The sequence below is a fragment of the Butyricimonas sp. DFI.6.44 genome, assembly GCF_022132345.1.
GTDB classification, from domain to species: Bacteria; Bacteroidota; Bacteroidia; order Bacteroidales; family Marinifilaceae; genus Butyricimonas; species Butyricimonas muris.
In genome coordinates this window covers 154,215-175,172 of sequence record NZ_JAKNJD010000007.1, presented here as the reverse complement: position 1 = coordinate 175,172, position 20,958 = coordinate 154,215, and the positions used below count along the sequence as shown (strand labels likewise).

The window sequence follows — 20,958 nt, the reverse complement described above, 5'->3', positions numbered from 1 at the left end:
TTCAATTTTCAATTGCATTATTGATGTTCTCCCGTGTTCTCCATGTATGTTTTCAAGAAATAGGCTTCTTCCAAATCAACCTTTTCTTTGTTTGCCTCGCGTTGAGAACATTGGTCTATATTGTTCAGAAAGTCCGTACCGCCGGTAACGTCGAAAATCTTTCTTAACTCTTCCATGCTTTCATTATCTACTTCCCGAAGGGCGCCCGCTCCCGGTTTGCGATAATTCGAGTGCATGCGTTCGTACACGTCGTCCAAATGTTCGTAAATCCATTCCCACACTGGCCCCTGTTCCGGATGCATCTCCGGCTTCACGAGGTCGGGTGTCACGCAGTAGCCCCTAGCCAGAATGGATTCCCCGATCACGTGCTTTAAAGCGTATTGCTGGCGTCCTTTTTCAGAGTAAACGAAATAGCCCAGTTCCTGCGAAGCCTTACGCAACGCCATGATAATCAGTCCGGGAGTATTACAACGAGGACAACGTGTTTTGCATGACATACATTCCCCGCAATACCAGATAGTTTCTCCTTTCAGTAATTTCTCTATCTCTTCCTCGTTTCCTCTTTGTACGGTTTCCACGATCACCCGGGGATCGTAATTATAGAATTCCGCGGCCGGACAAATGGCGGTGCATACCCCGCAATTCATACAGCTGTTCATCCCCTCAATGAAGTGAATATCTTCACGTAATTTGTTTAATATCTCAGACATATCTAATTGTTGTGTGAAAATTTATTCTCCATAAATTTCTATGGTTACAAAATTATATTTTAATGAACGAGAACTAAAGGATGAAAATGCGTAAATGTGAATGGTATTTATACCACCGGGAACTACCTTTCCGGTGATATGTTGCAAATTGGCGGGTTGCGGGTTATTTAGAAACAAACTATATTTGAACTTGCAACCTGTCAACCTGTAACTTGCAACTTTTTCTTTTCGTATAGAAAAGGAAAAAGCTATGGCAAAAAATGTTAAAGGTTCCATGACGGAAGTCAATTTATTGAAATCATTTGCCGGGGAGTCTCAGGCAAAAAATCGTTACACGTTTTTCTCCAAAGTAGCCAAGAAAGAAGGTTACGAACAGATCGCCGGTATTTTCTACGAGACGGCATTGCAGGAAGAAACTCATGCTAAACGCTTCTTCAGTCGTTTGGAAGGTGGTATGTTAGAGATTACGGCGGCTTATCCCGCGGGTATTATTGCCGACACGGCTTCTAATTTGATTGAAGCTGCCGAGGGAGAATATGACGAATGGCATCACTTGTATCCCGAATTTGCCAAAGTCGCGGAAGAGGAAGGATTCAAGGATATCTCCGTGATGTACAGAATGATCATCGAGGCCGAAAAAAATCACGAGACAAGATACCGTAAATTGTTATCCAATCTGCAAGAAAATTTGGTATTCGAACGTCCGCAAACCGTGAGATGGTATTGTCGCAAATGCGGTTATATCCACGAGGGACCGGCAGCCCCGAAAGTATGTCCCGCTTGTTTGCATCCGCAGGCATTCTTTGAATTATTCCAAGAATTATACTAGATTTCGATATCGTTAGAAAGGAGCAGTCCCAAAGATTACTTTTGGGACTGCTCCTTTTTTATAGTTGAAATATATTTTAGAGCGATTCTATAAAAAGAAAAATAATTGCTCTTGAATTTGCGTAATCCGAAAATTTGGTATATTTGCAACGCATTAATCGGATAGTTTTTCGGATTGATTGCAATTTTTGAAACAAATTGGCGTGTGTTCATTTGTGACAAATAATTGAAAGGATCGGTTTCCCCGAGAAAAGACAGTTCTCACAAGTTGTACCTGTTTAAGGATGATAAGTGGGGCATATGGTAAAAACGTAAATTCCTAATGTAAAAAGGTCAATGCACGAAGTGTGTCCGGACGTTTTTCCTATTTTCTTTTTGTAACCAATCACGAGAAATATCCGAAGACGATAAACTTTAAGCATGTCAAGTGTAGAAAGAAAGTTGTACTGGTTTGCGGCGTACACCAAAATCAACCAGGAGATGACAATCAAGAAACGATTAGACGGGATGGGAGTGGAGAACTACTTGGCCATGCGGGACGAAGTACGAGAAACTCCTTCTGGGAAAAAGCATGTGCGAGTGCTACTTATTCCTCATTTGATTTTTATCAAAACCGATAAAGTGACCGCTTATTCCTTAGTGAACGAGCAAGGTATAAATGTTGTATATTTAAAAGATTTGGCAACTCGTCATTTATTGGTTGTTCCCGATAAACAAATGCGGGATTTCATGTTCTTGCTCGATTTCTCGGATAGTACAGTTGAGGTAATCAATAAAGAATTAAAGCGTGGTGACCGAGTACGAGTAATCAAAGGCCCGTTGATCGGTCTTGAGGGCGAATTAATTCGGATTAAAGGACATAAACGAGTGATCGTGAAACTGGAAGGCGTGGTTTCTATTGCCACGTCATATATCCCCGGTTCTTTCTTAGAAAAAATTAAATAGCGATTGTGGCGATGAATCTTAATGATTTGTACAAAAAATTATCGGATATTCCAATCGAGGAATTCCCCTCGTCTGCATTGTCCGGTTTATTGCACGGGTATTTATCGGTTTATTCAATGGTAAGGGTAAATCCTTGGCTGGAAGAAGTGTATGGTAGCCAGTGGGACATCCATGAACGGATTCGGGAAATAGCAGGGGAGTTAGCGGATTTGATACAAGATCAGTCTATTGCATTGGAAGATCGAGTGGGGTATGTTGCCGACTTGATGGAAACTTATTTGACCTATTCCGATATGGATTTTCTGGATATTGCGTTGGATGCCGCTTATGGGATCATATCACCGGAAGGGGGTGATGAGATCGTGTTGCCTTGTCGGACTCTGGAAATATGTCGGTTGTTGTGTAGCTGTTACTATTTCACGGGAGAGGAGAGGTGTGCGGAGTTGGCGGGGGAGATTATCAAGGAGAGGGGAACGGAAATTTTCAATAAATCTGTTGAAGAACCATTGGAAAATAGATGGAATTGGTATCGGGCAGAAGAATTTTACGAGAATATCATTGGGGAAGAAAAACATGAAAAGGTAAAAAATATGTTGATGCTTGAAGAAGAGTTTTGGAAGCAGTTTGGGAAAGATATTGATAGTAAAGATTTGACGGTTTCAACATTATGCTTTGACAATTTAGCGTTAAAGGAATATTCATTAATCTAAAAATAATTTATGAAAGCTTGTTTTATGGGGTTAGGCTATATTGGCTTGCCCACGGCGATTATTGCCGCAAAACACGGGATTGAAGTTGTTGGAGTGGATATAAATCCGGAAGTTGTTGCTCTAACTAATCAAGGAAAATTGCATATCATAGAACCCGGAATGGAGGAATATCTTCAGGAAGTGGTGGAAAAAGGGTTGTTAAAAGCTTCTTTGAAACCGGAAGTTAGTGAGGCTTATTTTATGGTTGTTCCGACACCTTTCAAAGGAAATCATGAACCGGATATTTCTTACGTGGAAGCGGCTACACGAGCCGTGTTGCCTTTGCTAAAAGAGAATGATTTGTATGTAATCGAGTCAACGTCTCCGGTGGGAACAACAGAAAAGATGATGAATTTGATTTACACGGAACGTCCGGAATTACGGGATAAAATATATATTGCTTATTGTCCAGAACGGGTATTGCCTGGGAATGTGATCTATGAGTTAGTCCATAATGATCGGGTGATTGGAGGAATTAACGAGGAATCAACAACAAAAGCAATTGCTTTTTATTCACAATTTGTTCAAGGTACTTTGCATTGTACCAATGCTCGTACGGCAGAGATGTGTAAGTTGACCGAGAACTCTTCTCGTGATGTGCAGATTGCTTTTGCTAATGAGCTTTCTTTAATTTGTGATAAAGCGGGAATTAACGTGTGGGAATTGATTAATTTGGCTAACAAGCATCCCCGCGTGAATATTCTGCAACCGGGATGTGGTGTCGGGGGACATTGTATCGCTGTTGATCCTTATTTTATCACGGCAGATTTCCCGAGAGAGTCTAAAATTATTGCTGATGCCCGAGAAATTAATAATTATAAAGCTTTTTGGTGTGCTGAAAAAGTACAGAACGAGATGCTTAAATTTCAATTAAAACATCATCGTACGCCTGTTATCGCCATGATGGGGTTGGCTTTCAAACCGAATATTGATGATTTACGTGAATCTCCGGCTAAATATATCACGACGAAGGTAATGCAGGGGTGTAGTAATGCGGATATACTCGTGGTTGAGCCGAATGTGAACGAGCATAAGGTATTTAAATTAACCAATTATAAAGAAGCTTACGAGCAGGCGGATATCGTGGTAATGTTGGTGGCTCACGATGTGTTCAGAGAATTACCTTGGACAGATGAGAAAGTAATTCTTGATTTTTGTGGAATCTATAAAAAATAAGCGTGAAAAAAGTAATGTTGGTTTTTGGGACCCGTCCTGAAGCTATAAAAATGGCACCCTTGGTAAAAGAGTTCCAGAAATATCCGGAACAATTCCAGACTATTGTTTGTGTGACAGGTCAGCATCGGGAAATGTTGGATCAAGTACTTCATATATTCGAAATCGAGCCTGATTATGACTTGAATATCATGAAGCAAGGGCAAGATTTATATGACGTGACAGCACGGGTCTTGACCGGGATGCGTGATGTGTTGAAAGAAACGCAACCCGATGTGGTATTGGTACATGGGGATACAACTACTTCAACCGCAGCAGCTTTGGCGGCTTTTTATCAGCAGATACCCGTGGGACATGTTGAAGCCGGATTACGAACACACAATATTTACAGCCCGTGGCCGGAGGAGATGAATCGACAAATCACAGGACGAATTGCAACGTATCATTTTGCTCCAACTCCGTTAAGTCGTCAGAATTTGTTGGATGAAGGAATTAAAGAGGAGTCTATAACCGTGACTGGAAATACTGTGATTGATGCTTTATACATGGTTGTTGATAGGATAAAGAATGATAAAACGTTAGATTTTGGCTTGAATTGTGCCTTGGTAAAGGCAGGGTATGACGTGGATCGTTTGAATGATGGTAAGAAATTAGTTTTGATTACCGGGCATAGAAGGGAGAATTTTGGAGATGGATTTATTAGTATGTGTCAAGCGATAAAGACATTATCGGAAAAATATCCGGATGTGGATTTTGTTTACCCGATGCATTTGAATCCTAATGTCAGAAAACCGATACATGAAGTGTTTGGTGAAGATTTGTCGGGATTAGAGAATATGTTTTTTATCGAGCCTTTGGAGTATTTGAGTTTCGTGTATTTGATGGAGAAATCGACAATTGTATTAACGGATAGTGGTGGAATTCAAGAAGAGGCTCCGGGATTAGGAAAACCGGTGCTCGTGATGCGAGATACAACGGAACGGCCGGAAGCGTTGGAGGCGGGAACTGTGAAATTGGTGGGAACCGACTATAATAGAATTATGAGAGAAGTTTCTCGTTTGTTAGATGATCAAGATTACTATGGAATAATGAGTGAAGCTGTAAATCCTTATGGAGATGGGAAGGCTTGTGAACGGATAGGTAATAAATTTAATTAGAAGCGATGTATTCATTGGAAAATGTGGCGTTGGTTAGTATCAAAAGTAGCCGTTTGAAGGATAATTGAAAAAATGTAAGCAATTGTGGCGGGTATAAAAATTCATAATGGGCGGTTTATAGAGGGGGATGAATGCTTAAATTTTAAGATTGATAAAAATAAAATAGGGTGGAATCTTTGAAGCAAAAAACTTTTCGCGGAATTATTTGGAGTTCTCTTGAACGTTTTTCTGTGCAAGGGATACAATTTGTTGTCATGATTATTATGGCTCGAATGTTAACGCCTGATGATTACGGTTTAGTTGGGATGTTAACAATTTTTCTGGCTGTATCTCAATCATTAATAGACAGTGGATTCTCTCAAGCTCTTATTCGTAAGCAAGATCGAACAGAGGTGGATAACTCAACGGTTTTTTATTTTAATATAGGGATAGGTGTTATTCTGTACGGGCTACTTTTTGTTTGTGCTCCCTTAATTGCTAGTTTTTATAAAGAACCCTCTCTGGTGTTAATCATGCGGGTGATCGGGATTAGTGTGTTCGTAAATTCATTTGTGGTAGTACAAAGAGCATTGTTAACAACTCGTGTTGATTTTAAGACGCAAGCCAAGGCTGCTTTAATTGCGGCATTGTTATCGGGGTGTTGCGGCATTGGGATGGCTGCTAACGGTTATGGTGTTTGGTCTATCGTTATTCAACAATTACTGAATTTGGGTATTAACGTTTCACTTCTTTGGTATTTTTCTAGTTGGCGACCGACTTGGTGTTATTCATGGAAATCGTTTAGAGAATTATTTGGTTTTGGTTCAAAGTTATTAGCTTCTGGTTTACTGGAAACTATATATAAAAATATTTATTTAATCGTGATTGGACGAGTGTTTTCTGCTTCTGATTTGGGGTATTACACGAGAGCACAACAATTTTCAGACTTCCCGTCCTCTAATTTGACCGGAATCATGCAACGAGTTACTTATCCTGTGCTGTGTTCTATACAAAATGATGATAATCGCTTGGCTGATGTCTATAGACGTTTTTTGCGTCTATCGGCGTTTGTTATTTTTCCGTTAATGATGGGGTTGGCAGCCGTAGCTCAACCGTTGATATTAATGTTATTAAAAGAACAATGGCTTTTTACAGCTATATTATTACAAATTCTTTGTTTTAGTATGATGTGGTATCCCGTTCATGCCATAAATCTTAACTTGTTACAAGTAAAGGGAAGATCAGATCTTTTCTTGCGCCTTGAAATAATAAAGAAAATTATAGGAGTTGGTATTCTTTGTATCACGATACCTATGGGATTAATGGCTATGTGTGTGGGAACTATTTTTTCTTCTTTAATAGCATTGGTTATTAATACTTATTATACAGGAAAATTGATTCATGTCGGTTTCGTCTGCCAGATGCGAGATTTAACACCTACGTTATTATTAAGTATTTCCATGGGAGGCGTGGTATACACGTTTCTTTATTACTTGTCTTGGGGAGCTTTGGTGCAATTGATCTGTGGTGTTTGTGTGGGTGTTCTTTACTACTTGTTATTGGCTTCGTGTTTACGATTTCGTGAATGGAAGGAGTTGATAGATTTATTACATCGGAACAATAATTAAATGAATATGATTCAGGAAAATAAACAAATTACAGTAACTTCCCCACTTCTTCCTGATTTAGAGGAATTCAATCTGTTGCTTAAGGAAATTTGGAATAGTAAGTGGATCACCAATAATGGCTGTTTTCATCAAAAATTGGAAGTGGCTTTGGCGGATTATTTGAAAGTTCCTTATATCAGTCTTTTTACGAATGGAACATTGCCTTTAATTACTGCATTACAAGCTTTGCGAATCACGGGAGAGGTAATAACTACTCCGTATAGTTTTGTGGCAACAACGCATTCTTTGTGGTGGAATGGTATAAAACCTGTATTTGTGGATATAGATCCAGAGACTTGTAATCTTAATCCGAATAGAATAGAAGCGGCCATAACTCCTAGAACGACGGCTATTATGCCAGTGCATTGTTATGGGAAACCTTGTGATACGGAACGGATACAGGAAATTGCCGATCAATATGGTTTAAAAGTAATTTATGATGCTGCACATGCTTTTGGGGTTGAGGTTAATGGGGAATCTTTATTAAAAGCAGGGGATATGTCTACATTGAGTTTCCACGCCACTAAGGTGTATAACACAATAGAAGGTGGGGCTTTGATTATGCATGACGAACAGACTAAGAAACGAATTGATTATTTAAAGAATTTTGGATTTGCAGGGGAAAGTAAAGTCGTTGCTCCAGGAATAAATAGTAAAATGGATGAGGTGAGAGCTGCTTATGGATTATTAAATTTAAAGCATGTTGATCAAGCTATTGTAGTTCGTCAGCAAGTAGCTAATCGTTATAGAGAAGGATTGCGTGGGGTTTATGGTATTCGCTTTTTTGATGATATGCCTAATGTAAAACATAATTATTCTTATTTTCCTATTTTCATTGATGCAGAGCAATACGGGATGACACGTGATGATCTTTATTTCAAGATGAAAGAACGTGGTATTCTCGGTCGTCGTTATTTTTATCCTTTAATTAGTACTTTTTCAACTTATCGAGGATTGGAAAGTTCAAGATTGGAAAATCTACCTTGTGCAATGACAATGGCTGAGAGTGTAATTTGTTTACCAATGCATCATGCATTAACAATGAAAGAGATGGAGCAAGTATTAGATTCAATAGTGAAATAATGGAACATGTGGAACAAAAAAAATTGATGTTACTTGGTGGCTTACGTTATCTTTTACCCGTTATAGAGGCTGCCCACCAGCTAGGCTATTATGTGATCACTTGTGATTATTTCCCTGATAATATTGCTCATAAATATTCGGATGCGTATTATGACGTGAGTATCATTGATAAAGAAGCTGTATTAAATTTAGCTCAAAAACTTCAAATAGATGGGATAATGTCATTTGCTGTTGATCCGGGAGTGGTAACAGCAGCTTACGTGCAAGAACGGATGGGGCTTCCTGGTAATCCGTATGAATCAGTTTTGATATTACAAAATAAAGATCGATTTAGGAATTTTTTAGCAGAACATGGATTTAATGTACCTAAATCAAAGAGCTTTTCTTCTGTTGAAGAGGCGTTATTTATGAAGTCTTGGTATCCTTTTCCTGTAATAGTAAAACCTACTGATTCAGCAGGAAGTAAGGGGGTTACAAAAGTTGATAGTTTTGAACAGTTGGAGAAAGCTCTTTATTATGCAATGAAGTATTCGATATCCAAACGTGTTATTATTGAAGAATTTATAGAGCAAGCTGGCTGTTCTTCTGATTCGGATTGTTTTTCAGTAGATGGGGAGTTGAAATTTATTTCTTTTTCTTCACAATATTTTGATAATAATGCTTCTAATCCCTTTGTCCCTTCAGCTTATGGTTGGCCTTCAATGATGGGGCGAAAATATGAGATGGAATTGGCATTAGAGTTGCAACGTTTATTGTCTCTTTTGAATATGAGAACTTCACTTTACAATGTTGAAACTCGGGTTGGTAAAAATGGGAAAGTCTATATTATGGAAGTTTCACCGAGAGGAGGGGGGAATCGTTTATCAGAAATGTTGAGGCATGCAACAGGTGTGGATTTAATTACTAATGCTGTACGTGCAGCAGTTGGGGATGAAGTGATAAAAATAGAGCAGCAACCTTATAATGGTTATTGGGCAGAAATAATTCTCCATTCTAGTAATGATGGTATTTTTGAGCGGCTTCATATTTCTGAGGAAATGCGACCTTATATTATAGAGGAGGATTTGTGGGTCAAGCTCGGTGATAAAGTAGATACTTTTAAAGGAGCAAATAATGCATTAGGAACGTTGGTGTTAAAATTCTCTTCCTATGAAGAATTTGAGAATATAGTAAATAATCCAAGTAAATGGTTAAAAATAGAAGTAGTTTGATAGAGCTTATGACCAAACCAATAAAAATTTTAATCCTAGGTGCCAGTAATGACCAAATAAAACTTATAAAAATGGCAAAACAATTAGGTTATTATGTGGTTGATTGTGATTTTACTTTAACAAATCCAGGACTTCCTTTTGTTGATAAGCATTATCAGATTAATTATTTGGATAAGGATAAAGTTCTTAAAATAGCCATTAGTGAGCAAGTAGATGGTATTATTTCAAATTCTGAGCAAGCAATGCCAATTGTTGCTTATGTGTCAGAAAAACTTTTATTGCCGGGCAATAGTGTTGATAGTGTTAACATGTTAGCAGATAAAACAAGATTTAGAACTTTGCAAAAAGAAATAGGTGTTTATAGTCCTAAGCATTATGAAGTAGCTTCTTGTGAAGCTGCTATAGATAGGATAAAGGTAATGAAATTGCCAGTGCTAATTAAAGCTTGCGAATGTTCAGCCTCAAGAGGTATTTATAAAGTAGATAAATTTGATGAATGCTATATAAAAGATGCTTTTGGGGAGAGTGCGAAATTATCTTGGAATGGTAAAGTTTCAATAGAGGAGTTTGTTACTATGCCTTCACTGACTACTTATGAAGGAGATATTTTTGTGATAGATGATGATATTATTTGGGATGGTATATTTTATACACAAAGAAGTTCAAAGGTTCCAATGATACCTATGACATATTCAGGACCTTTAAATGTCAATGATAAGTTTTTTGATTCAATTAAGGATGTTTTTAGTCGAATTTTTAAATCAGTAGGCATAAGATTGGGGCAATATAACGTGGAATTATATTTTACAGATAAAAATGAACCTTTTGTTATAGAGATTAATACTAGACAAGGTGGACGAAATCTTCCTGAGTTTATCGAACAATTTAGTAGCGTTAATTTAACTAAATTATTAGTATCAACTTGTGTCGGAGAGAAAAGTTATTATGAAGAATATAAAAATCAGGAATGCAAAACTAAGTGTATTTCACACCATTTAATTTTTCCTCATGAGAATGGGATATTTGCAGGTATATATATAGATAGTGAAATAGAAAATTATGTAATATCAAAAGTTATTAATGTTGGCTTGGGGGATGAATTGGAGGAAAGTCGCAATGGTACAGGTTTGATTGGCTTTATAGATTTTGAATTTCCTAATTCAGAGATAAGAAATAAATATGCTTTTTGTATTGAGGATTACGTGTATGTAATGTATTTGTAATTTTGAAATGAAAATATTTTGTTAACAACCGTTTTTGTAATTTATTATTAATAAATTTAATTTGTTATGGAAGGAATAAAGTATACGGAACTCATGGGGGAGAATGTTAAAGACAAGTTGAAGTATTGTGGTAAAGATGTTCGCATTTATAATCTTGCCAAAATTATTAATCCTCAGTTTGCGGAAATTGATGATCATTCAATTATTTTAGATTATACGTTTATTGATGCAAAAGAATCTTTTAAATTAGGTAAATATAGTTGTATAACCTGGCAGTGTGTAATTGAAGGTTGGGCTAATATCTCTATTGGTGATAGATGTTTTGTTGGACCGGGAACTAAAATATTAGGTTCTACTTATGAATTTAATGGTTATTATACAAGTGAACATCTTCCAGAAAGTGTACATGCTACAAGATTTGGAGATATTACTATTTGTAATGATGCCTATATAGGTGCTAATAGTGTTATTATGCCAGGAATAACAATAGGGGAAGGTGCAGTTATTGGTTCGAATGCATTTGTTAATAAAGATGTTGATCCATGGGGGATATATGTTGGAAGTCCTGCAAAAAAAATAGGAGAAAGACAAAAGCCTACAGATGAAAGGAGGAGAATTGTGGAGCTTATGGATTGGACTAAACATTTTTGAGTTTAGAGATAAATTTGTTTTTGGGAATATGAAGGTGCTTTATAATTAATTGTATGTATTAATATTGAGTAATTACCTTAATGTTATTTGTAATATTTTCTTGTGATGAATGATCAAATGGATAATAACGAATTAATGGTTTCAATTCGTTGTCTAGCATATAATCATGGCCCTTATATTCGACAATGTTTGGAAGGTTTTGTAATGCAAAAAACCAATTTTAGATTTGAGGCTGTTGTTCATGATGATGCTTCTACGGATGGTACGGTTGCTATAATACGTGAATATGCAGAAAAATATCCGAATATAATTAAGCCTATTTACGAGACTCAAAATCAATATTCTAAGCATGATGGCTCATTAGGTAGAATAATGAGTGCTGCTTGTACAGGAAAATATATTGCTATGTGTGAAGGGGATGATTATTGGATTGATCCTTATAAGTTACAGAAACAAGTTGATTTTCTGGAAACACATTTGGATTATTCCATGTCACACACTTCTTTTCGTTATTTTTACGAACAAGAAAACAAATTTTATCTTTCTAAAGATATTGAAATTAATAGTAATATTCAAGCTTTAGGAGTTAAGCCTGAAAATATTTTGAAAGATTATAGAATTCAGACATTGACTATTCTTGTGAGAACTAAGCTATATCATAAAGTAGTTGAGTCGGATTATTTCTTATTTAAATCAGGCTATTTAAAAATGGGAGACGTACAATTATGGTATTCTTTGTCTATGTTAGGTAAAATTCATTTTTTGCCAGATGTAACAGGTGTATATAGAAAAAATCAAGGTTCTGTTACTCGAGCCAATTCAGTAATAGACGTTTATCGTTTTCGGCTCTCATCTTGGGAATTGCGAATGTATCTGTGTTTACGAGATAGTTTATCTGAATTGTACAAAAAGCAAGTTAAATTAAATTATAATAGAGCTCTTTTTAAATATCTGTGTTTTGATAAATCGTTTAATATATTATATCCGTTAGATAAGAAGGACTTAGGATATTTGCTTTATTTAAAAAAGATGCATGTTCTTGAGTTTAGTTTAAGAATTATTGTTCGTTATCGGGGACTCTTGGGGCGTGTAAAAAGATTATTTACAAGATCTTTATAAATGCGTATAGATGCTTGAATATATGATTTGTAATGAGAAATTGGAGTAAAAATATAGATAATTATATCGTTTTTGCTGTTTTGCTACAATCTTTGTTGGTAATAATGCAACATGTGATGATGTCTATTTTTCATGTGGCAGAAGAAAGTACAACATTTTATAGAATATTGTTGACAGCAGCTCCTTTAAGTATTGCTATCGGTATATCTTTTTATAGAAAGTGGTTATTGTTTTTTGCTGTTTACATTGTAACGATTATAATTCTGTTATGTAACGTTATTATATTTCCACAAAATGCTTTTTTTTTGTGGTATGATTCTTTTCGTTTTTTGTTGCCAGTGGTAATTCCAAGTGCATTATGTTTGACTTGCGTGTCAGGTATTGACGTTGTAGAAAAAGTTCTGTACAAAATATCATGGGGTGTTGTTATTTTGATCGTATATTATGTGATAAGTTTTTTTAGTGGTAAATTTGTTATAACAACATATAATATGAGTTTATCATACGGACTTTTATTGCCTGCCGTATCACTATACACTCGAAAAAAATGGTATTCTTTGTGTGCGGCATTATTTTTGTTTATTGTTATAGTAGTATTAGGCTCAAGAGGAGCAGCAATCATATTTATTTTGTATGTGTGTTACGATATTTTTCAAGCTAATAGGCGGTTTGTTTTGCCTATAATGTTATTTGCCTTAATATCCGCATGTAGTTTGCCTTTATTTTTAGAATGGTTAGATGGAGTTGGAGTACAGTCTCGCACGTTGAGTTTGTTATTATCAGATAATATAACTTATACTTCTGGTCGTGATTATATCTATGATAAAGTGATGGAGAAATTTTGGGATAATCCAATTGTCGGTATGGGGTTATGGGGAGATCGAGTTATATTAGCGGGAGTGTATTGTCATAATATAATTCTAGAGTTATATTTGAATTGGGGAATTATTATAGGGTCAATTCTATTCATTTATTTTATATATAAATTGGTGTATGTGTATACGCTATCTGATAAGAATAGAAGAAATATTTTAGTTAAATATTTTATGACGATGGTAATTCCTCTTATGGCTTCTGGTTCATATTTAATAAGTTATAATTTCGGTACATTTATTGGAATATTAGTTTTAATTCATAGGGATAATTATCGGGAAAGTTGAATGTTATTTTTATATCATAGTTATTTTTTGTTTTATATGTGCTTTTTAGAACAGGAGAACCATACTCGTATAAAGATTTGTCGCATGGCTTGAATAATGAATTTTGCTTATAAAACTTATTTAACACATCGAATCCATGTAATTATTTAAGAGATCAATAATTACTAAATAGTTCTTTAACATATTCTTGATAATAGTGATGTTTTAAGATTATAGATTGTAATACAATAATATGAAAACAGTTTTCTTGCTTACTCATATCCCTAATCCTCGAATGAACAAACGCATCGGGGTGGCTAAACTTTGTGGAGAAGTTGTTGTAATATGTGTGCGAAGAACGTCACAGGATGTTTATGAACCATATTATGACGATGTTGTTCATGAGATTATTAATATTGATCTTCCTCCATCGAAGTACATATTTCAGCGTATTTTAGCATCTTCTAAATATTCTAAAATAGCAGGTGGACTTTTGGAAAAATACAATCCGGAAATGATCTATACCGAAGGATTGGATTCTCTGTCTATTGCTTCTAGATACAAAAAAAAATCATGGTGTAAAATTATATATGAGGTAGCAGACTTGAGGGAATGTTTTATTGAATTACCCCATTCGGCAATTTCTCGATTTTTAACATACATAATAAAAAAACAAGAGGTACATTTGTTTAAATATGTTGATAATTTAGTCGTTACTTCAGAGAAATTTTACGACATGCATTACTATCGTTTGATTTCTAAAGATAAATTGATATTTATGCCTAATATTCCAGATGATGAGCCATTAAGAAAATATGTAAAGAAAAGTGATGGTGTATTTACTATTGGTTTCATAGGGGGGATTCGTTATTTAAAACAGATGAAAATGTTAGTGGATTCGGCAAAAACAATAGGATGTAATGTTTTGTTCGCTGGAGCGGGTGAAACTAACGATGGTTATAAACAGATAACTGATTACTGTAAAGACAAGGAATATGTCACATTTACTGGTAAGTATATTTATAATACGGATATAGCAAAGTTATACGGTATGGTGGATTGTGTTTATGCCGTTTATGATGCAGATAATCCTAATGTTAAAATAGCTTTGCCAAATAAGTTGTATGAAGCGGTGCATTGTTGTTTACCTATTATTGTGGCTAAAGGTACGTATCTATCCGAAATTGTAGAAAAGTGGGGGGTTGGAATATCAGTCTGTCATAATGATGTTAATGATTTGTCGAGGGGACTAAGACGGATGATGGATGAAACATTCCGAGATTTATTGATAAATAATTGTAAAAAAAAGAGTTGTGAAATTAGTAATAATAAATATAATGCTGAATTAAAAAGATATTTTCAATGAATAATATTTTACTTGTTTGTATATCTAAATTGAACTTACTGTTTTTTTACTGAACTATCATTTGGGCGATATGTTGATAAAAGTTCTGATTTTTAAATTTATAATTTTAGATATTGTAAAAAATAATGTTTTTAAATTGAGTACTAACAATTAACATTGTTCTTTGAAATAAATGTCAATTTTCAGTAGGATTGATATATTATGGAATACGGTTAAGTATTTAAAACCGATCCAGTGGCGTTATCGTGTAAAGTTGTGGGGAAGACGATTTCACTCTCAATATTTGCAAATTTCTGACATTGTTCCTGTTGCACGGGTTTTAAATTTTGTTCCGTTTCTATCTAATGAAAGAACGTATTTGGGAAATAATACGTTTAATTTCTTGAATTTGCAAAAGTCTTTTGGTGAGAAGGTTGATTGGGAATGTGTTGAGTTGGGAAGGTTGTGGGGGTATAATTTGAATTATTTTGAATTTTTAAATCAGGAAGTGATAAGCGTGGAGGAGGGGATGCGACTGATTCGTGATTTTATTCAGCATTTCCCGAAAGCCAATATGGGAGTGGAACCTTATCCCTTGTCGTTAAGATCTGTAAATTGGATTCGTTTTTTGTCGAGTCATAATATAGAGGAGGTTGATATCGATACGACTCTGTATACGCAATTGAATTTGTTGATTGGTAAGCTTGAATATCATTTGCTGGGAAATCATTTGCTGGAAAATGGTTTTGCATTGTTATTCGGAGCATATTATTTTAATGATAGTGCTTTTTATAAAAAGGCAAAATCAATATTGGTACCAGAATTGCGTGAACAGGTGTTAGAGGATGGGGGACATTTTGAAAGAAGTCCGATGTATCATTGTATTATGTTGTATCGGGTGTTGGATTGTTACAATTTGGTGCATAGCAATACTTTGTTCAGGAGAGAGTTAGAAGTTTTTTTGAGGGAGAAGGCAGAAGCAATGTTGGGATGGTTAAAGGAGATTATTTATCGTGATGGAAAGATGCCGTTATTAAATGATGCTGCTTTTGGAATTGCTCCCTTGGCAAAAGATTTGATGGAATACGGGCAACGGTTGGGTATCACATGTTGTAAAAAAGTGAAATTGAAGGAGTCCGGATATCGGAAATTACTATTTGGGAAGTTTGAGTTGTTGATGGATGTGGGAGAAGTTGGACCGGAGTATCAACCGGGGCATGCACATGCGGATACATTTAGTTTTGAGTTATATGTCAATGGACGACCTGTCATTGTCGATACCGGAACTTCCACGTACGAGGTGAATAATACTCGTTTTTATGAAAGAAGTACGGCAGCTCACAATACCGTGGTTGTATCCGGACAAAATTCCAGTCAGGTTTGGGCGGGACATCGTGTGGCTCGACGGGCAAGGGTTCAAGTCCTTTGTGATGAAGAAGAACGTATTGTTGCCGTACATGATGGTTATAAACGTTTGGGGTGTTTGCATACCCGTGGTGTGGAAAAGGTGGAAGAGCATATCCGAATTGTTGATGAAGTTGCTCAAGAGGGGACTGCTTATTTGCATTTCATGCCTAAAGAGAATATTGTTTTAGATGGAAACAGGCTTGTCGGATCGGATTACTGTATAGAGTTCGATGGAGCACGTGAGATTACACTATTTACGTCTATGTATGCTCCAGAATTTAATAAAAGAGAAGAACGACGAAGTTTTCGAATTTCTTTTGACAGGAGGCTAGAGACTATTATACAATGAAAATTTTATTCTTGACTTTTTATTTTGAACCGGATCTTTGTGCCGGGTCATTTCGTAATACATCATTATTTCGGGAGGTATTACAGCAGATGGATAAAAAAGATTGGATTCATGTGATTACGACACAGCCGAATCGTTATCGGTCTTTTCATGTTGAGGTACAAGCAAGGGAAATAAGTGATAATTATAGGATAGATCGGATTCGTGTACCGGAGCATAAGAGTGGTTTTGTTGATCAGGCTCGTTCTTTTCGGGTATTTTATAAAGAGGCCTTGCGATTGGCGGGAAAAGAGCATTATGATTTAGTGTATGCTTCTTCTTCGAGATTGTTTACAGCTTTTTTAGGTAGAAAAATTGCGGGTAAACAGGGAATTCCTTTGTATTTGGATATACGTGATATTTTTGTTGATACGATAAAGGACGTATTCAAGGGGAGGAAGATGCTCCGAATTCCGGCAGGGAGCTGTTTGGGATGGATTGAACGGTATACATTTGCGGGGGCAAAGCATATTAATTTAGTGTCGGAAGGATTTAAAACGTATTTTGAAAAATATAGAAAGTCTGCTTATTCGTATTTTACGAATGGGATAGATGATATTTTTCTTGATGTTCCGAAATTTGCCCGACAAGTTTCAGGGGTAAAAATAATTACCTATGCCGGGAATATTGGAAGTGGACAGGGGTTGGAAAAAGTGATTCCAATGGCGGCGCAGAAATTGGGAGAACGCTATTTTTTTCGGATTATCGGGGATGGGGGAATGAAGACATTGTTGAAGGATAGGATTGAAGAGTTGGGGGTTCATAATGTGGAATTATTAAATCCGGTATCAAGAGAAAGGTTGATAGGGTATTATAATGATTCAGATTTTCTATTTTTACATTTAAATGATTTGGAGGCATTTAAGAAAGTGCTTCCGTCGAAATTATTTGAATATGCGGCATTTGATAAACCTATTATAGCAGGTGTCGGCGGTTATGTTAGTCAATTTATTCAAGAGAATTTAAGTAATTATATCTTGTTTGCACCTACTGATGTTAAGAGTATGGTGGAACAAATATTGAAGTTTGATGGTGGGGAGCAAGAACAGGGTGATTTTGTTAAAAGGTTTGCTCGAAAAAATATAATGAAAGAGATGGCACGCTCTATTCTTGAGTGTCGTTAGTTTTATTTGGTGTATATTTATGAATATTCTTATTACAGGAATCCACGGTTTCGTGGGTTCTAATCTTGTGTTGTCCTTGAAAGATCGGCATGTTCTTTATGGTTTGGATATTGTTACCCCGGAAAAAGAGGGGGTAGCGAGGACGTATTCGTGGGAGGAGTTGGAGGGATTGGAAGGGTTTGATGCGATCGTGCATTTGGCGGGGAAAGCGCATGATACGAAAAATGAGGCATTGGCGGAGACGTATTTTACGATAAACACGGGATTAACACAGAAGGTGTTTGATTATTTCGTGAAATCTTCGGCGAAGAAGTTTATTTTCTTTAGTTCGGTAAAGGCGGCAGCGGATTTTGTGGTAGGGGATAAGTTGACGGAGGAGGTGATTCCGACACCGAAAGGACCTTACGGGGAGAGTAAGATTGCTGCGGAGAATTATATTTTGGAGCGATTGAAAGTTAAAAATGAGGAATTGAGAATGCAAGGGAAGAAGGTGTATATTTTACGGCCTTGTATGATTCATGGGCCGGGGAACAAGGGAAATTTAAATTTATTGTTTAACGTGGTGAAGAAAGGGATTCCGTGGCCGTTGGGGGATTTCGAGAACAGGAGGTCGTTTACCTCGGTGGATAATCTTTGTTACGTGGTGAACGGGCTGATTGGAAAGGATGTGCCTTCCGGGATTTATCATATGGCGGATGATGAAACGGTATCCACGAATGAATTAATTCGGGTTATGTGTGAAGTGATGCGGAAAAAAACACGTATATGGCATATGAATAAAGGGTTGGTGAAAGATTGTGCTGGATTGGGTACTTTGTTGCATTTGCCGTTGAATCTGGAGCGGTTGAGAAAGTTGACCGAGAATTACGTGGTTTCGAACGAGAAGATTAAGAGGGCGTTGGGGATAGAGCGGATGCCGGTGAGAGCCGTGGATGGGCTTAGAAAGACGATAGAATCATTTATTGATCTTAAATTTTAGATTTACGATTTCAGATTGGGAGTTCAGATGTATTATTTGTTCGTGGTTGTGATGTTATTTGCCTTGGAATTAGTTTATTTTCGGTTGGCGGATAGGTTTAATATTATTGATCGTCCTAACGAGAGAAGTTCGCACACGAGGATCACGTTGCGGGGAGGGGGAATTGTATTTTACTTGGGAGCGTTGGTTTATTTCGCGGCGAGTGGTTTCATGTACCCGTGGTTTATGTTGGGGTTAACATTGATTGCTGGGGTGAGTTTCGTGGATGATGTGCGTTCGGTGTCTTCCGGGTTAAGATTAGGAATACATTTCTTGGCGATGTTGTTAATGTTTTACCAGTGGGGAATGCTGGAGTTGCCTTGGTGGTATTTGCTTGTTGCTTTGGTGATTTGCACGGGGATTATAAATGCTTATAATTTCATGGACGGCATAAATGGAATCACGGGAGGATATAGTTTGGTGGTGCTTTGTGGGTTGGTTTACGTGAATACACGGGTTGTTTCGTTTGTTGAAAGTGATATGATTTACACGATGATAATAGGCGTGGTTGTGTTTGATTTTTTTAATTTCCGGCAGAAGGCAAAATGCTTTGCCGGGGATGTCGGTTCTGTCGGTATCGCCTTTATTATTTTGTTTTTGCTGGGGAAATTAATACTGACGACGGGTGATTTTAGTTATATCATATTTTTAGTAGTCTACGGGGTAGATAGCGTGTTGACGATCGTGCATCGGTTGATGTTGCACGAGAATATAGGATTGCCGCATCGGAAGCATGCATACCAATTGATGGCAAACGAACTGAAAATGCCGCATGTGGTGGTTTCTGCGTTGTATATGTTGGTACAAGGGGGGATTGTTGCGATGTATTTGGCTCTGCCGGAGTTGCATTATGTCTGTTTGGTGGCAAGCTTGGTATTACTTGGTGGGGGATATGTGTGGTTTATGAGAAGGTATTTTAATTTGCATTTAAAGATTGGATAAATAGAGAGATTCGGATTTTCTATTACGGAATTTGTTATGCCTCGGGAAAGCCCGGGGCATTGTTGTTTATAGTCTGTAATATAGGATATCTGACAAAAAATGCGTATATTTGCATAAATCATAATGGTATATGTTTTTCGATAAATATAAACAACATAGGGAAGCGAAAATTCGAGAAAGTCTTTTATGGGAGTACGATTTATCTCGTTTTGATTGGCAGACGATGAAGAATATCGTCGTACAGAGAGTAGTGGAGCGAGGTCGTGTGGATGATTTCTACGCCATGTTGAACATGTATGGGGAAGAGGGGGTTCGAGAAAGTATCAAGGAGATACCCGTGATGAACGCTAAAGATATGTCATTTGTCTGTGCTGTTTTTGATATAAAAAAAGAAGAGTTAAAATGTTATTCACGGAAACGGCTACGTCCTCAACATTTGAGTTGCTAAAGTGTCTGATGAGAGATGCGGCTTTAAAAGATTTTGTATTAGTCGGTGGTGTTGATTTGGATTTATTTTCAGATGTTTCTTTTGATGAGGGTGAGTTGTCCGGTTACTTGATTTCCGAGTATAATTTGGAATTGGACTTTATAGCTAAATGCACACTATAAAAGGAGAAATTGAAGGAGTGCAAATTGATTGTATTGCACATTGTTATTCATGGCTTGCCCTTCCACGAGAAGAATGTGATATCCGTTTAGCAGATTTGAGTGATATTGCGGCGATGAAGTTAAATGCTATAGCCGGAAATGGTACTCGGGTAAAAGACTTTATAGATGTAGCTTATCTATCTACCCGTTTATCTTTGAACGAGATGTTAAATGCTTACGAGAGAAAATATAAAATGAATTTACTTATTCCCATTAAAGCCTTGACGTATTTTGAGGATATTAACTTTGAAGAGCCAATAAAAATGACAGGGAAGGCTTGTTTCAATTGGAAGAAAATAGCGAAACGTCTGAATGAAATGCGGAGAAGTCCGGACAAGAAATTTGTTGAGTTACCCGTGTAGATTCATATCTTAAATCATCCGTATTCCTATCCTGTTACTAGGATTGTAATCTCTCTCTTTCATAGCCTCTTCGTTGCTCAAATATAGCAA

The 20,958-nt window shown here is 36.6% G+C and carries 21 protein-coding genes; 20 read left to right on the top strand and 1 reads right to left on the bottom strand.

Annotated features, from left to right (window positions below; all coding sequences use genetic code 11):
* Nucleotides 1-17 precede the first annotated feature (17 nt).
* Nucleotides 18-710 carry a 4Fe-4S dicluster domain-containing protein gene (locus L0M98_RS11245; RefSeq protein WP_227215934.1) on the bottom strand — a complete coding sequence of 231 codons (693 nt, stop codon included), beginning with the start codon at nt 708-710 and terminating at the stop codon, nt 18-20.
* 250 nt (nt 711-960) lie between these two features.
* Here L0M98_RS11245 and rbr point away from each other — a divergent pair, with 250 nt between their 5' ends.
* From rbr to L0M98_RS11145, 20 genes are all read left to right on the top strand, one after another.
* Entirely contained in the window at nt 961-1,539 is a 579-nt protein-coding gene (gene rbr / locus L0M98_RS11240) for a rubrerythrin (RefSeq protein ID WP_227215933.1), read from the top strand.
* Between the two features lie 419 nt (nt 1,540-1,958).
* Nucleotides 1,959-2,483, top strand: a complete 525-nt coding sequence (locus L0M98_RS11235) for a UpxY family transcription antiterminator (RefSeq protein ID WP_099293720.1) — start codon at nt 1,959-1,961, stop codon at nt 2,481-2,483.
* 5 nt (nt 2,484-2,488) lie between these two features.
* Nucleotides 2,489-3,193 carry a hypothetical protein gene (locus L0M98_RS11230; RefSeq protein WP_227215932.1) on the top strand — a complete coding sequence of 235 codons (705 nt, stop codon included), beginning with the start codon at nt 2,489-2,491 and terminating at the stop codon, nt 3,191-3,193.
* A 9-nt stretch (nt 3,194-3,202) separates the two neighbouring features.
* A complete protein-coding gene (gene wecC / locus L0M98_RS11225; protein WP_227215931.1) occupies nt 3,203-4,408 on the top strand; it encodes a UDP-N-acetyl-D-mannosamine dehydrogenase in 1,206 nt (401 codons plus the stop codon).
* A gap of 2 nt (nt 4,409-4,410) precedes the next feature.
* Nucleotides 4,411-5,562: a non-hydrolyzing UDP-N-acetylglucosamine 2-epimerase gene (wecB, locus tag L0M98_RS11220; protein WP_227215930.1), complete on the top strand. Its 1,152-nt coding sequence runs from the start codon at nt 4,411-4,413 to the stop codon at nt 5,560-5,562.
* 167 nt (nt 5,563-5,729) lie between these two features.
* Nucleotides 5,730-7,169, top strand: coding sequence for a lipopolysaccharide biosynthesis protein (locus L0M98_RS11215; RefSeq protein WP_227215929.1), 1,440 nt, complete (start codon nt 5,730-5,732; stop codon nt 7,167-7,169).
* Between the two features lie 6 nt (nt 7,170-7,175).
* Nucleotides 7,176-8,291, top strand: a complete 1,116-nt coding sequence (locus L0M98_RS11210) for a DegT/DnrJ/EryC1/StrS family aminotransferase (RefSeq protein WP_227215928.1) — start codon at nt 7,176-7,178, stop codon at nt 8,289-8,291.
* 8 nt (nt 8,292-8,299) lie between these two features.
* On the top strand, nt 8,300-9,502 hold the full coding sequence (locus L0M98_RS11205) for an ATP-grasp domain-containing protein (protein ID WP_227216072.1): 1,203 nt from the start codon (nt 8,300-8,302) through the stop codon (nt 9,500-9,502).
* On the top strand, nt 9,478-10,725 hold the full coding sequence (locus L0M98_RS11200; protein ID WP_227215927.1) for an ATP-grasp domain-containing protein: 1,248 nt from the start codon (nt 9,478-9,480) through the stop codon (nt 10,723-10,725). The genes L0M98_RS11205 and L0M98_RS11200 overlap by 25 nt, the downstream gene beginning before the upstream one ends.
* Nucleotides 10,726-10,791: 66 nt before the next feature.
* On the top strand, nt 10,792-11,376 hold the full coding sequence (locus L0M98_RS11195) for an acyltransferase (protein ID WP_227215926.1): 585 nt from the start codon (nt 10,792-10,794) through the stop codon (nt 11,374-11,376).
* Nucleotides 11,377-11,481: 105 nt separating this feature from the next.
* Nucleotides 11,482-12,495 carry a glycosyltransferase gene (locus L0M98_RS11190; protein ID WP_227215925.1) on the top strand — a complete coding sequence of 338 codons (1,014 nt, stop codon included), beginning with the start codon at nt 11,482-11,484 and terminating at the stop codon, nt 12,493-12,495.
* Nucleotides 12,496-12,527: 32 nt separating this feature from the next.
* Complete coding sequence (locus L0M98_RS11185; protein WP_227215924.1) at nt 12,528-13,655, top strand: O-antigen ligase family protein; 1,128 nt, start codon at nt 12,528-12,530, stop codon at nt 13,653-13,655.
* A gap of 232 nt (nt 13,656-13,887) precedes the next feature.
* Complete coding sequence (locus L0M98_RS11180; protein ID WP_227215923.1) at nt 13,888-15,000, top strand: glycosyltransferase; 1,113 nt, start codon at nt 13,888-13,890, stop codon at nt 14,998-15,000.
* A gap of 388 nt (nt 15,001-15,388) precedes the next feature.
* Entirely contained in the window at nt 15,389-16,735 is a 1,347-nt protein-coding gene (locus L0M98_RS11175) for an alginate lyase family protein (protein WP_227215922.1), read from the top strand.
* Nucleotides 16,732-17,898 (top strand): glycosyltransferase family 4 protein, encoded by a 1,167-nt coding sequence (locus L0M98_RS11170; RefSeq protein WP_237961693.1) that lies wholly within the window; start codon nt 16,732-16,734, stop codon nt 17,896-17,898. Before L0M98_RS11175 ends, L0M98_RS11170 begins: the two co-directional genes overlap by 4 nt.
* A gap of 19 nt (nt 17,899-17,917) precedes the next feature.
* Nucleotides 17,918-18,877, top strand: coding sequence for an NAD-dependent epimerase/dehydratase family protein (locus L0M98_RS11165; RefSeq protein WP_227215920.1), 960 nt, complete (start codon nt 17,918-17,920; stop codon nt 18,875-18,877).
* Between the two features lie 27 nt (nt 18,878-18,904).
* Complete coding sequence (locus tag L0M98_RS11160; RefSeq protein ID WP_227215919.1) at nt 18,905-19,858, top strand: MraY family glycosyltransferase; 954 nt, start codon at nt 18,905-18,907, stop codon at nt 19,856-19,858.
* A 130-nt stretch (nt 19,859-19,988) separates the two neighbouring features.
* Nucleotides 19,989-20,306, top strand: coding sequence for a DUF6922 domain-containing protein (locus L0M98_RS11155; protein ID WP_227215918.1), 318 nt, complete (start codon nt 19,989-19,991; stop codon nt 20,304-20,306).
* A gap of 8 nt (nt 20,307-20,314) precedes the next feature.
* A complete protein-coding gene (locus L0M98_RS11150) occupies nt 20,315-20,467 on the top strand; it encodes a hypothetical protein (RefSeq protein WP_227215917.1) in 153 nt (50 codons plus the stop codon).
* Nucleotides 20,455-20,868: a nucleotidyl transferase AbiEii/AbiGii toxin family protein gene (locus L0M98_RS11145; protein WP_237961690.1), complete on the top strand. Its 414-nt coding sequence runs from the start codon at nt 20,455-20,457 to the stop codon at nt 20,866-20,868. The genes L0M98_RS11150 and L0M98_RS11145 overlap by 13 nt, the downstream gene beginning before the upstream one ends.
* The last annotated feature ends 90 nt before the right edge of the window (nt 20,869-20,958 follow it).